This is a genomic window from Pseudomonas sp. A (genome assembly GCF_056270345.1).
Map to the genome: position 1 here is coordinate 1,980,507 of NZ_CM149873.1, position 12,232 is coordinate 1,992,738.

Sequence of the window (12,232 nt, forward strand, 5' to 3'; positions counted from 1 at the left end):
CGGATAACAACAATGAACAAGCCACAATCCGCTGTCGGCAACTGCCTCAATGTCCAGTCCCTCATCAATGACCAACCGCTGTCGCGCTATCAATGGCGGGTGGTGATCCTGTGCTTCCTGATCGTCTTCCTCGATGGCCTGGACACCGCCGCCATGGGCTTCATCGCCCCGGCGCTGTCCCAGGAATGGGGCATCGACCGCGCCAGTCTCGGCCCGGTGATGAGCGCCGCGCTGATCGGCATGGTCTTCGGCGCCCTCGGCTCCGGCCCGCTAGCCGACCGCTTCGGGCGCAAGGGCGTGCTGGTGGGCGCGGTGCTGGTGTTCGGCGGGTTCAGCCTGGCCTCGGCCTACGCGACCAATGTCGAGCAACTGCTGGTATTGCGCTTTCTGACCGGCCTGGGCCTGGGGGCGGGCATGCCCAATGCCACCACCTTGCTCTCCGAGTACACCCCGGAGCGGCTCAAGTCGCTGCTGGTGACCAGCATGTTCTGTGGCTTCAACCTGGGCATGGCCGGGGGCGGTTTCATCTCGGCCAAGCTGATCCCGGCCTACGGCTGGCACAGCCTGCTGGTGATCGGCGGGGTGCTGCCGTTGCTGCTGGCACTGGTGCTGCTGGTCTGGCTGCCGGAGTCGGCGCGGTTCCTGGTGGTGCGCAACCGTGGCACCGAGAAGGTGCGCCGGACCCTGGCGCCGATTGCTCCGGCGCTGGTGGCACAGGCCGCGAGCTTCAGTGTGCCGGAGCAGAAGGCGGTGGCGGCGCGCAACGTGTTCGCGGTGATCTTCTCGGGTACCTATGGCCTGGGCACCGTGCTGCTGTGGCTGACCTATTTCATGGGCCTGGTGATCGTCTACCTGCTGACCAGCTGGCTGCCGACCCTGATGCGTGACAGCGGCGCGAGCATGGAGCAGGCCGCCTTCATCGGCGCGTTGTTCCAGTTCGGCGGCGTGCTCAGCGCGGTGGCCGTGGGGTGGGCGATGGACCGCTTCAACCCGCACAAGGTGATCGGCGTCTTCTACCTGCTGGCGGGTGTGTTCGCCTATGCCGTGGGGCAGAGCCTGGGCAACATCACCTTGCTGGCCACGCTGGTGCTGGTCGCCGGCATGTGCGTGAACGGCGCGCAATCGGCCATGCCGTCGTTGGCGGCGCGGTTCTACCCAACCCAGGGGCGCGCCACCGGGGTGTCGTGGATGCTCGGGATCGGTCGCTTCGGCGCGATTCTCGGTGCCTGGAGCGGGGCGACGCTGCTGGGTCTGGGGTGGACCTTCGAGCAGGTGCTGACCGCGTTGCTGGTGCCAGCGGCGCTGGCCACCATCGGCGTAGTGGTGAAGGGGCTGGTGAGCCACGCCGACGCGACCTGAGGCGATAGGTACGCGTTAGATAGTAGAGTAACAAATGGTTCGATAATCGCACGAAAGTGCGATTATCGGATTGTTACCATCCCGACAGCCGCCGTAATCTGGGCCCATCGCAGCGACGCAATGGCCCGCTGCTCACTGACTCGACTCGACCTGACCAGGAGTCTCCAATGGCAGCAATCCTCTCGCTTCACGAGGCCGTGAAGCAGTTCATCCAGGATGGCGACAGCGTCGCCCTCGAAGGCTTCACCCACCTGATTCCGACGGCGGCCGGTCACGAGATCATCCGCCAGGGCAAGCGCGACCTGACCTTGGTGCGCATGACCCCGGACCTGATCTACGACCAGCTGATCGGTGCCGGCTGCGCGCGCAAGCTGATCTTCTCCTGGGGCGGCAACCCCGGCGTTGGTTCGCTGCATCGCCTGCGCGACGCGGTGGAGAAGCAGTGGCCGCACGCCATCGAGATCGAGGAACACAGCCACGCCGACCTGGCCAACGCCTATGTCGCCGGCGCCTCCGGCCTGCCGTTCGCGGTGCTGCGTGCCTACGCCGGCTCCGACCTGCCGAAGGTCAACCCGCTGATCAAGAGCGTCACCTGCCCGTTCACCGGCGAGGTGCTTGCCGCCGTGCCGTCGGTGCGCCCGGACGTCACCGTGATCCATGCGCAGAAGGCCGACCGCAAGGGCAACGTGCTGCTGTGGGGCATCCTCGGCGTGCAGAAGGAGGCGGCTCTTGCGGCCAAGCGCTGCATTGTCACCGTCGAAGAGATCGTCGATGACCTGAATGCGCCGATGAATGCCTGTGTGCTGCCGACCTGGGCGCTCAGCGCGGTGTGCCTGGTGCCCGGCGGCGCCCACCCGTCCTACGCCCACGGCTACTACGAGCGCGACAACCGCTTCTACCAGGCCTGGGACCCGATCGCCCGCAACCGCGAGTCGTTCACCGCCTGGATCGACACCTTCATCCGTGGCACCCGGGACTTCACCGAATTCCAGGCCAAGCTGGCCAGCACCGCGGAGGCCGCGCAATGAGCTACTCCACTTCCGAAATGATGACCGTCGCGGCGGCCCGTCGCCTGCGCAACGGTGCCGTGTGCTTCGTCGGCATCGGCCTGCCGTCCAAGGCCGCCAACCTGGCACGCCTGACCTCGTCGCCCGATGTCGTGCTGATCTACGAGTCCGGCCCGATCGGCGCCAAGCCTAGCGTGCTGCCGTTGTCCATCGGTGACGGCGAGCTGGCCGAAACCGCCGACACCGTGGTACCGACCGGCGAGATCTTCCGCTACTGGCTGCAGGGCGGGCGCATCGACGTCGGCTTCCTCGGTGCGGCCCAGGTCGACCGCTTCGGCAACATCAACACCACGGTGGTCGGCGACTACCATGCGCCGAAGACTCGCCTGCCGGGTGCCGGCGGTGCACCGGAGATCGCCGGTTCCGCCAAGCAGGTGCTGATCATCCTCAAGCAGTCGCCGCGGGCGTTCGTCGACAAGCTCGACTTCATCACCTCGGTCGGCCACGGCGAAGGCGGCGACTCGCGCAAGCGCCTTGGCCTGCCCGGCGAGGGGCCGGTCGGCATCATCACCGACCTGTGCATCATGGAGCCGGAAACGGGCACCCATGAATTCGTGGTCACATCGATCCACCCGGGCGTGACTCGCGAGCAGATCGTTGCCGCCACCGGCTGGGCGATCCGCTTCGCCGACGACGTGCAGCAGACCGCGGCACCCAGCGATGTCGAGCTGTCCGCCCTGCGCGACCTCGAAGCGCGCACCGCCGCCGCCCATGGCCAGACGGCAGGAGAAGCCTGATGCGTGACGTCTTTATCTGCGACGCCATCCGCACCCCCATTGGCCGCTTCGGCGGCGCCTTGGCCAGTGTGCGCGCCGACGACCTGGCGGCGGTGCCGCTCAAGGCGCTGGTCGAGCGCAATCCGCAGGTGCAGTGGGAGCTGCTCGACGAAGTGTTCCTTGGTTGCGCCAACCAGGCCGGCGAGGACAACCGCAACGTGGCGCGCATGGCGCTGCTGCTGGCCGGCCTGCCGCAAAGCATTCCCGGCGTGACCCTCAACCGTTTGTGCGCCTCGGGCATGGACGCCATCGGCACCGCCTTTCGTGCCATCGCCAGTGGCGAGATGGAACTGGCCATTGCCGGTGGCGTCGAGTCGATGTCCCGCGCGCCGTTCGTGATGGGCAAGGCCGAGAGCGGCTACTCGCGCAATATGAAGCTCGAGGACACCACCATCGGCTGGCGCTTCGTCAACCCGTTGATGAAGGCGCAGCATGGCGTGGACTCGATGCCCGAGACCGCCGACAACGTCGCTGACGACTACCAGGTGTCGCGCGCCGATCAGGACGTCTTTGCCCTGCGCAGCCAGCAGAAGGCCGCCGCCGCGCAGGCTGCCGGTTACTTCGCCGAAGAGATCGTGCCGGTGCGTATCGCCCACAAGAAAGGCGAGACGGTGGTCGAGCAGGATGAGCATCTGCGCCCGGACACCACGCTGGAGGCGCTGAACAGGCTCAAACCGGTCAATGGCCCTGACAAGACGGTTACCGCAGGCAATGCCTCGGGCGTCAACGATGGCGCCGCTGCATTGATCCTGGCCTCGGCCGAGGCGGTGAAAAAGCATGGCCTGACGCCACGCGCCCGGGTGCTGGGCATGGCCAGTGCCGGCGTGGCGCCACGGGTGATGGGTATCGGCCCGGTGCCGGCGGTGCGCAAGCTGACCGAGCGGCTGGGTGTGGCGGTGGCAGATTTCGATGTCATCGAGCTCAACGAGGCGTTTGCCAGCCAGGGGCTGGCGGTGCTGCGCGAGCTGGGCTTGGCGGACGATGCGCCACAGGTCAATCCCAACGGCGGTGCGATCGCCTTGGGGCACCCGCTGGGGATGAGCGGGGCGCGCCTGGTGCTGACGGCGCTGCATCAGCTGGAGAAGAGTGGCGGGCGCAAGGGGCTGGCGACCATGTGTGTGGGCGTCGGGCAAGGGTTGGCGCTGGCCATCGAGCGGGTCTGATCGGTGCCGGCCTCTTCGCGGGTAAACCCGCTCCCACAGGGAACCACGTACCTCCTGTGGGAGCGGGTTTACCCGCGAAGAGGCCGGATCGGTAAGACACGAGGCTAATGGTCAATGCTGTGGCGGAATGAGATTGTTACTGGGTATGTCTAGACTTTGCAGTGACCTCCCAGGAGTAAAAACACCATGACTTCCAGCTATTACACCGGCGAAGAACGCAGCAAGCGGATCTTCGCCATCGTCGGCGCCTCGTCGGGCAACCTGGTCGAATGGTTCGACTTCTATGTCTATGCCTTCTGCGCGATCTACTTCGCCCCGGCCTTCTTCCCCTCCGACGACCCCACGGTGCAGTTGCTCAACACCGCCGGTGTGTTCGCCGCAGGCTTCCTGATGCGCCCCATCGGTGGCTGGATCTTCGGCCGCCTGGCCGACCGTCACGGGCGCAAGAATTCGCTGATGATCTCGGTGCTGATGATGTGCGGCGGCTCGCTGATCATCGCCTGCCTGCCCACCTACGCCAGCATCGGCGCCTGGGCACCGGCGCTGCTGCTCCTGGCACGGCTGATCCAGGGCCTGTCGGTGGGCGGCGAGTACGGCACCACCGCCACTTACATGAGCGAAGTGGCCTTGCGCGGCCAGCGCGGCTTCTTCGCCTCGTTTCAGTACGTCACCCTGATCGGCGGCCAATTGCTGGCGGTGCTGGTGGTGGTGATCCTGCAACAACTGCTCAGCGAGGATGAGCTGCGCGCTTATGGCTGGCGCATCCCGTTCGTGGTCGGCGCCATCGCCGCGCTGATCTCGCTGATGCTGCGTCGCTCGCTGAAGGAGACCAGCAGCGCCGAGACCCGCCAGGACAAGGACGCCGGCACCATCAGCGGGTTGTTTCGCAACCATGCCGCCGCCTTCATTACAGTGCTGGGATACACCGCCGGTGGCTCGCTGATCTTCTACACCTTCACCACCTACATGCAGAAGTACCTGGTCAACACCGCCGGCATGAACGCCAAGAGCGCCAGTTTCGTCATGACCGGCGCGCTGTTCGTGTTCATGATCCTGCAGCCGGTGTTCGGCATGCTCTCCGACCGCATTGGCCGACGCAATTCGATGCTGCTGTTCGGCGCCCTGGGGACGATCTTCACCGTGCCGTTGCTGATGGCGCTGAAGACCGTGAGCAGCCCGTTCATGGCCTTCGTGCTGGTGACCCTGGCGCTGTGCATCGTCAGCTTCTACACCTCCATCAGCGGCCTGGTGAAGGCCGAGATGTTCCCCCCGCAGGTCCGTGCGCTGGGGGTCGGGCTGGCCTATGCCGTGGCCAACGCGGTGTTCGGCGGTTCCGCCGAATACGTGGCACTGGGCTTGAAAACCTTAGGGATGGAGAACACCTTCTACTGGTACGTGACCGCGATGATGGCGGTGGCCTTCCTGTTCAGCCTGCGCCTGCCCAAGCAAGCGGCGTACCTGCACCATGATCACTAAGGACGTTGCATGAGCAACCAACTGTTCGATGCCTACTTCACCGCGCCGGCCATGCGCGAGATCTTCTCCGACCGTGGCCGGCTGCAGGGCATGCTCGATTTCGAGGCCGCCCTGGCCCGTGCCGAGGCGGGTGCCGGACTGGTGCCGCACACCGCGGTGAGCGCCATCGAGGCGGCCTGCAAGGCCGAGCGCTATGACGTGCGTGCCTTGGCCGATGCCATCGCCATTGCCGGCAACTCGGCGATTCCGCTGGTCAAGGCCCTGGGCAAGGTGGTCGCCAGCGGCGTGCCCGAGGCCGAGCGCTACGTGCACCTGGGCGCAACCAGTCAGGATGCGATGGACAGCGGCCTGGTGCTGCAACTGCGTGACGCCCTGGCGCTGATCGACCGCGACCTCGGCAAGCTGGCCGACACCCTGGCCCGCCAGGCGCTGCAGCATGCCGACACGCCGCTGGTGGGGCGCACCTGGCTGCAGCATGCGACGCCAGTGACACTGGGGATGAAGCTGGCCGGTGTACTTGGCGCCCTGACCCGTCATCGCCAGCGCCTCAAGGAACTGCGCCCGCGCCTGCTGGTGCTGCAGTTCGGCGGCGCCTCCGGCAGCCTGGCGGCGCTGGGCAGCAAGGCCTTGCCGGTGGCCGAGGCCCTGGCCGCGCAGCTGAAACTGTCCTTGCCCGAACAGCCGTGGCACACCCAGCGGGACCGCCTGGTGGAGTTCGCCTCGGTACTGGGCCTGGTCGCCGGCAGCCTGGGCAAGTTCGGCCGGGATGTCAGCCTGCTGATGCAGACCGAGGCGGGCGAGTTGTTCGAGCCCGGCGCGCCGGGCAAGGGCGGATCCTCGACCATGCCGCACAAGCGCAACCCGGTGGGCGCGGCGGTGCTGATCGGTGCCGCCACCCGCGTGCCGGGGCTGGTCTCGACCCTGTTCACCGCGATGCCCCAGGAGCACGAGCGCAGCCTCGGCCTGTGGCATGCCGAATGGGAAACCCTGCCGGAAATCTGCTGCCTGGTCTCCGGCGCCCTGCGCCAGGCGCAGCTGATAGCCGAGGGCATGGAGGTGGACGCCGCCCGCATGCGCCGCAACCTGGACCTGACCCAGGGCCTGGTGCTGGCCGAGGCGGTCAGTATCGTGCTCGCCCAGCGCCTGGGGCGCGAGCGTGCCCATCACCTGCTGGAGCAATGCTGCCAGCGCGCCGTGGCCGAGGGGCGCCACCTGCGTGCCGTGCTGGGCGACGAACCGCAGGTCAGCGCCGAACTGTCCGCTGAGGAGCTCGACCGTCTGCTCGACCCTGCCCATTACCTCGGCCAGGCGCGTGTCTGGGTGGCACGCGCCGTGGCCGAACATCAACGATTCACTGCCTGAAAGGAGACCGCTGTGGCGCACCTGCAACTGGCCGATGGCGCATTGCATTACCAACTCGACGGTCCGGACGATGCGCCGGTGCTGGTCCTGTCCAACTCGCTGGGCACCGACCTGCACATGTGGGATGCGCAGATCCCGGCCTGGGCCGAACATTTCCGTGTGCTGCGCTACGACACCCGGGGGCATGGCGGTTCGCTGGTCACCGAGGGCCCCTACAGCATCGAGCAACTCGGTGGCGACGTGCTGGCCCTGCTTGATGCCCTGGATATCGAGAAGGCCCATTTCATCGGCCTGTCCATGGGTGGCCTGATCGGTCAGTGGCTGGGCATAAACGCGGGTAACCGCCTGCTCAGCCTGGCGCTGTGCAACACGGCGGCGAAGATCGCCAGTGACGAAGTGTGGAACACCCGCATCGACACCGTGCTCGCGGGGGGCCGGCAGGCCATGGCCGACTTGCGCGATGCCTCCATCGCCCGCTGGTTCACCCCGGCGTTCGCCGCCGCCGAGCCGGAACGCACCCTGCGTATCTGCCAGATGCTGGCGCAGACCTCGCCGGAGGGCTACGCGGCCAATTGCGCCGCGGTGCGCGATGCCGATTTCCGTGACCAGCTCAACCAGATCCAGGTGCCGACCCTGATTGTCGCCGGTAGCGCCGATGCGGTGACCACCCCCGAGCACGGTCGCTTCATGCAGGCCGGCATCCTCGGCGCCGAGTACGTGGAGTTTGCGGCGGCGCACCTGTCCAATGTCGAGATCGGCGCGCCGTTCAGCCGCCGTATGCTCGACTTCCTGTCGAGCCGCTGAGGAGTACACCGTGGACGAGAAACAACGCTACGAGGCGGGCATGCAGGTACGCCGTGCGGTGCTGGGCGACGCCCATGTCGACCGCAGCCTGGAGAAGCTCAACGACTTCAACGGCGAGTTCCAGGAGATGATCACCCGGCATGCCTGGGGCGATATCTGGACGCGCCCCGGCCTGGCGCGGCATACCCGCAGCCTGATCACCATCGCCATGCTGATCGGCATGAACCGCAACGACGAACTCAAGCTGCACCTGCGCGCCGCCGGCAACAATGGCGTGACGCGCGAAGAGATCAAGGAAGTGATCATGCAGAGCGCGATCTACTGCGGGATCCCGGCGGCCAACGCCACGTTCCACCTGGCCGAGTCGGTGTGGGATGAACTGGGGGTGGAGTCGCGGCTGTAGGCTTGCGCGCTTCCCTGTAGGAGCGGCCTTGTGCCGCGAATGGGCTGCGCAGCAGCCCCATCGCGGGGGACGCCGAAGCTGCCGGGCCGCTTTGCGGCCCTTTCGCGGCACAAGGCCGCTCCTACAGGCCTCGAGGTGGGGTCAGATCGCCGCTTTCTTCTGGCGGATGGCCACCGGCCCGGCATTGGCCTCCACGGCCTTTTTCAGCTCAGGGCACAGCCCGGCCATGAACGCCAGCTCCGCCACCACGAACAGCGGTCCGATGATCAGCCCACTCAGGTCATCGACGAACGCCGGCTTGCGCCCTTCGTACCAGTGGCCGACGAACTGGATGATCCAGCCCACCACGAACGCACCCAGCCCGGCACTCAGCCACAGCCCGGTGCTCTGCACGGCCAGTGCCTGGCCGGCCCACAGGCACAGCCCCAGCAGCAGGCCCATCACCAGCCCGAAGCGCAGGTCCAGGCGCAGGTAGGACCACACCGACCAGCCCGCCAGCAACAGCGCCGGCGACAGCCAGACGCCGGCCAGGTCCCAGCCGGGGCGCGACAGCAGGATGGTCACCGCCAGCACGATCAACGGAATGCCGATGAAGTGGGTGGCGATGTTGCGTGGATCGCGGTGGTAGGCCGCGTATTGACTCAGGTGCTCGACGAGGTTTTTCATTGTTGTTCCTCCATCAGGGGTGAGCGCAGCTTGCCCCTGTTCAGTCACCGTCGTCTGTCGCCTGGCCGACAGAGTTCGTTTTGCGAGGCACCATGCACGATCCGCGTACCCAGCTGCTGCATGGCCAGTGGTTCCGGCAATTGCCCGCTACCGTTCAGGATAGCCTGCTGGCCCTGGGCCGTGCGCGTGAGCTGGCGCCGGGGCAATGCCTGTTCCAGCGCGGTGATGCGCCCTGTGGCCTGTATGCGGTGCTGGAGGGGGCGATGCGGGTCGGCGCGGTCAGCAGCGAGGGCAAGGAGGCACTGTTGACGCTGGTCGAGTCGCCCCACTGGTTTGGCGAGATCAGCCTGTTCGACGGCCAGCCGCGTACCCACGACGCCTATGCCGAAGGGTCGACGCGCCTGCTGTGGATCCCCCAGGCGCCGCTGCTCGAGTGGCTGGCGCGCGAGCCTGTGCACTGGCGCGACCTGGCCTTGTTGATGAGCCACAAGTTGCGCTGGGTGTTCGTTGCCCTGGAGCAGCAGAGCCTGCTGGCCGCCGCGCCGCGGGTGGCCCAGCGCCTGCTGCAGATGGCCGAAGGCTATGGCGAGCGCGATGTCGCCCAGTGGCGGTTGCAGGTGTCCCAGGAACAGCTGGCGCTGATGTTGTCGCTGTCGCGCCAGACCATCAACCAGATCCTCAGGAGCTTCGAGCAGTCCGGCGTGGTCCGCCTGGGCTATGGCGAGGTGGAGATTGTCGATGCCCGGCGTCTGCGGGCGATGGGGCAGCATCCAGGCTGACCAGGGTGTCGATCATCGCCCGCGCCGCCGGTGACAGGCGATAGCCGCTGCGGCTGATCACCCCGCAGCGCACACTGAGGACCTCCAGGCCCGGCGGCAGGTTGCGCCAGTGCAGGCGCACCAGATCGCCGGTGGCCAGGTCCTCGGCCACCGCCTCCTCGCTGGCCGTGCCGATGGCGTCGCTGGCCAGCACCACGCTGCGCAGCACCGCCAGGTGCTCGGTCTGCAGGTGCGGGGTGAAGTCGCTGCGTCCGCTGAGGTTGGCCAGGCGCTTGCGCACGCCCGGCGCCAGCAGCGCACTGGCCAGTGGGTAGGCGAACAGGTCGTTGGTCGACAGGCTGTCCTTGGCCAGCAATGGATGACCCGGGCGGCAGAAGAACAGGCCGGGGCGCGGGGTCAGCGCTTCGGTGTGGAAGTTCGGATCGGCCTCGAAGGGGCGCACGTCATCGACGAAGAACTCGATCTGCTCTCGCCGCAGCGCCTGGCCCAGGCGTTCGGCGTTGTCCACCAGCAGCGCGGTGCGGATGCCTGGGTGGCGATCGATGAACTGTTGCAGGGCCTGGGGCACCAGGCGCACGGCCAGGGCCGGGCCACTGCCGAAATGCAGTTCGCCGGCGTCGAGCTTGGTCATCTGCAGTACTTCGTTGTTCAACTGCGCGGCGCCTTGTACCAGGCGGCGGGCGTGTTGCAGTACCACCTGCCCCTCGGGGGTAGGGGGCAGTGACTTGTTGGCGCGATCGACCAAGGCGCAGCCGAAGGTCTGCTCGAGGTTCTGGATGGCGCGGCTGAAGGCGGGTTGGGTGATGCCCATGGCTTCGGCGGCGCGGACGAAACTGCGGTATTCGGTGAGGGCGATGAAATAGCGCAGTTGACGGAGGTCCATGCTCGGGCTCTGGTGCGGGGATCAGGGCTCGGTTTTAGCGGGTTGCCATATATAACGTCAAAGAATGTTATTTGATTTATATATTCCTTTAGATTCTTTAGTGTGGCCACCGGCCTCTTCGCGGGTAAACCCGCTCCCACAGGTATAACACTGGACTCCAAGGCTGTGCTGTCCCTGTGGGAGCGGGTTTACCCGCGAAGAGGCCAGACCTGCTAAAGCAGGTTCAGCGGATAACTGACGATCAACCGGTTCTCGTCGAACGCATTGCTGCTGAAGTCCCTGCGCATGGTCGAGTTTCGCCATTTCACCGACAGGTCCTTGAACGTCCCGGCCTGCACCACATAGGCCAGCTCGGTCTCGCGGGCCCACTCCTTGCCATCGTCCACCCCGCCGGCATGCACGTTGTCACCCTTGATATAGCGGTTCATCAGGGTCAGCCCGGGGATGCCCACGGTGACGAAGTTGAAGTCATGGCGCACCTGCCAGGAGCGTTCCTGGGCATTATCGAAGCTGGCGTTGTAGCTGTCGTTGGCCAGGGTACCGCCGCTGGTGCCGTTGACCCGCATCCAGGCATCGTCGCCGCTGACCTTCTGCAGGCCGATGTAGAAGGTGTGGCCCTGGTAGCGCGCCGAGAGCATGGCCGAGGCGGTGCGGTTGTCCAGGTCACCGGCACGGGCACTGCCGTCTTCCTTGCCGAGGAAGTAGCCCAGGTTGGCGCCCAGGGTCCAGTCGCCCAGGGGCTGGCTGTGCACCAGGTTCAGGTACTGCTGGCGGTAGATGTCCTTGAGGCGGGCGTCCCACAGGCCGACCATGGTGCGCTTGTCGTTGAAACTGTATTCGCCACCGGCGAAGTTGAAGCGGTCGGAGGTGATGCCGGCGCGCCCCTGCATGAACATGTCTTCCATGCTCGCGTCGTTGCGCGGGCTGTTGCCACGGAACTGGCCGGCATACAGAGTCAGGCCGTCGAGCTCCTTGGAGGTGAGCTGGCCGCCGCGGAAGGTCTGCGGCAACGAGCGGCCATCGTCCGAGCGCAGGATCGGCAGCACCGGCATCCACTCGCCGACCTTGAGCTCGGTCTGCGACAGGCGCGTTTTCAAGGCCACGCCCAGGCGGCCGAAATCATCAGCCGGGCGACCATCGTCATGCACCGGCAGCAGGTGAGTGCCGGCCGTGCCCTTGCCGCCATCGAGCTTGACCGAGTACAGGCCCAGCACGTCCACACCGAAGCCAACGGTGCCCTGGGTGAAGCCGGAACGGGCGTCGAGGATGAAGCTCTGGGTCCATTCCTCGGCTTTGCCCTGGGGGTTGGCCGGGTCGACGAAGTTGCGGTTGATGTAGAAGTTGCGCAGGTTGAGGCTGGCCTTGGCGTCTTCCAGAAAACCGCTTTCGGCGGCGACGGCGGGCAAGGCGCAGGACAGGGCCAACAGGCCCGGCAGCAGCTGGCGTGCGGGTTGCAAAGTGCTCATCTGTCGTGGATCTCTTGTTTTTATTGGG

At 66.5% G+C, this 12,232-nt stretch carries 12 protein-coding genes; 9 read left to right on the forward strand and 3 right to left on the reverse strand.

Annotated elements, in window-relative coordinates:
* Positions 1-12: 12 nt before the first annotated feature.
* From pcaK to pcaC, 8 genes are all read left to right on the forward strand, one after another.
* Entirely contained in the window at positions 13-1,359 is a 1,347-nt protein-coding gene (pcaK, locus tag AC0MAZ_RS08990) for a 4-hydroxybenzoate transporter PcaK (protein ID WP_475860882.1), read from the forward strand.
* A gap of 167 nt (positions 1,360-1,526) precedes the next feature.
* Positions 1,527-2,387 (forward strand): CoA transferase subunit A, encoded by an 861-nt coding sequence (locus AC0MAZ_RS08995; RefSeq protein ID WP_028690217.1) that lies wholly within the window; start codon positions 1,527-1,529, stop codon positions 2,385-2,387.
* Complete coding sequence (locus tag AC0MAZ_RS09000) at positions 2,384-3,163, forward strand: CoA-transferase subunit beta (protein WP_232854641.1); 780 nt, start codon at positions 2,384-2,386, stop codon at positions 3,161-3,163. Before AC0MAZ_RS08995 ends, AC0MAZ_RS09000 begins: the two co-directional genes overlap by 4 nt.
* Positions 3,160-4,365, forward strand: a complete 1,206-nt coding sequence (gene pcaF, locus AC0MAZ_RS09005) for a 3-oxoadipyl-CoA thiolase (protein WP_475861401.1) — start codon at positions 3,160-3,162, stop codon at positions 4,363-4,365. The genes AC0MAZ_RS09000 and pcaF overlap by 4 nt, the downstream gene beginning before the upstream one ends.
* Before the next feature lie 186 nt (positions 4,366-4,551).
* Positions 4,552-5,841, forward strand: a complete 1,290-nt coding sequence (locus AC0MAZ_RS09010; RefSeq protein WP_203647854.1) for an MFS family transporter — start codon at positions 4,552-4,554, stop codon at positions 5,839-5,841.
* Between the two features lie 9 nt (positions 5,842-5,850).
* Entirely contained in the window at positions 5,851-7,203 is a 1,353-nt protein-coding gene (locus AC0MAZ_RS09015; RefSeq protein ID WP_232854640.1) for a 3-carboxy-cis,cis-muconate cycloisomerase, read from the forward strand.
* 12 nt (positions 7,204-7,215) lie between these two features.
* Positions 7,216-8,007 (forward strand): 3-oxoadipate enol-lactonase, encoded by a 792-nt coding sequence (gene pcaD, locus AC0MAZ_RS09020; RefSeq protein WP_232854639.1) that lies wholly within the window; start codon positions 7,216-7,218, stop codon positions 8,005-8,007.
* Between the two features lie 10 nt (positions 8,008-8,017).
* Positions 8,018-8,410 carry a 4-carboxymuconolactone decarboxylase gene (gene pcaC, locus AC0MAZ_RS09025; RefSeq protein WP_203647852.1) on the forward strand — a complete coding sequence of 131 codons (393 nt, stop codon included), beginning with the start codon at positions 8,018-8,020 and terminating at the stop codon, positions 8,408-8,410.
* 141 nt (positions 8,411-8,551) lie between these two features.
* Here pcaC and AC0MAZ_RS09030 read toward each other — a convergent pair whose 3' ends face one another.
* Positions 8,552-9,076 carry an Mpo1 family 2-hydroxy fatty acid dioxygenase gene (locus AC0MAZ_RS09030; protein WP_475860883.1) on the reverse strand — a complete coding sequence of 175 codons (525 nt, stop codon included), beginning with the start codon at positions 9,074-9,076 and terminating at the stop codon, positions 8,552-8,554.
* Between the two features lie 92 nt (positions 9,077-9,168).
* Here AC0MAZ_RS09030 and AC0MAZ_RS09035 point away from each other — a divergent pair, with 92 nt between their 5' ends.
* Positions 9,169-9,855 carry a Crp/Fnr family transcriptional regulator gene (locus tag AC0MAZ_RS09035; protein WP_475860884.1) on the forward strand — a complete coding sequence of 229 codons (687 nt, stop codon included), beginning with the start codon at positions 9,169-9,171 and terminating at the stop codon, positions 9,853-9,855.
* Here the strand turns inward: AC0MAZ_RS09035 and AC0MAZ_RS09040 are convergent.
* Together AC0MAZ_RS09040 and AC0MAZ_RS09045 are read right to left on the reverse strand one after the other, a co-directional pair.
* The gene (locus AC0MAZ_RS09040; protein WP_475860885.1) at positions 9,755-10,738 is read right to left on the reverse strand and encodes a LysR family transcriptional regulator; all 984 of its coding nucleotides are present in this window, start codon (positions 10,736-10,738) and stop codon (positions 9,755-9,757) included. The genes AC0MAZ_RS09035 and AC0MAZ_RS09040 overlap by 101 nt on opposite strands.
* A gap of 212 nt (positions 10,739-10,950) precedes the next feature.
* The gene (locus AC0MAZ_RS09045; RefSeq protein WP_232854636.1) at positions 10,951-12,204 is read right to left on the reverse strand and encodes an OprD family porin; all 1,254 of its coding nucleotides are present in this window, start codon (positions 12,202-12,204) and stop codon (positions 10,951-10,953) included.
* Positions 12,205-12,232: the final 28 nt, after the last annotated feature.

Coding starts and splice junctions, on each gene's coding strand:
- pcaK (WP_475860882.1), top strand. CDS start 13: ATGAACAAGCCACAATCCGCTGTCGGCAACTGCCTCAATGTCCAGTCC.
- AC0MAZ_RS08995 (WP_028690217.1), top strand. CDS start 1,527: ATGGCAGCAATCCTCTCGCTTCACGAGGCCGTGAAGCAGTTCATCCAG.
- AC0MAZ_RS09000 (WP_232854641.1), top strand. CDS start 2,384: ATGAGCTACTCCACTTCCGAAATGATGACCGTCGCGGCGGCCCGTCGC.
- AC0MAZ_RS09010 (WP_203647854.1), top strand. CDS start 4,552: ATGACTTCCAGCTATTACACCGGCGAAGAACGCAGCAAGCGGATCTTC.
- AC0MAZ_RS09015 (WP_232854640.1), top strand. CDS start 5,851: ATGAGCAACCAACTGTTCGATGCCTACTTCACCGCGCCGGCCATGCGC.
- AC0MAZ_RS09030 (WP_475860883.1), bottom strand. CDS start 9,076: ATGAAAAACCTCGTCGAGCACCTGAGTCAATACGCGGCCTACCACCGC.
- AC0MAZ_RS09035 (WP_475860884.1), top strand. CDS start 9,169: ATGCACGATCCGCGTACCCAGCTGCTGCATGGCCAGTGGTTCCGGCAA.
- AC0MAZ_RS09040 (WP_475860885.1), bottom strand. CDS start 10,738: ATGGACCTCCGTCAACTGCGCTATTTCATCGCCCTCACCGAATACCGC.
- AC0MAZ_RS09045 (WP_232854636.1), bottom strand. CDS start 12,204: ATGAGCACTTTGCAACCCGCACGCCAGCTGCTGCCGGGCCTGTTGGCC.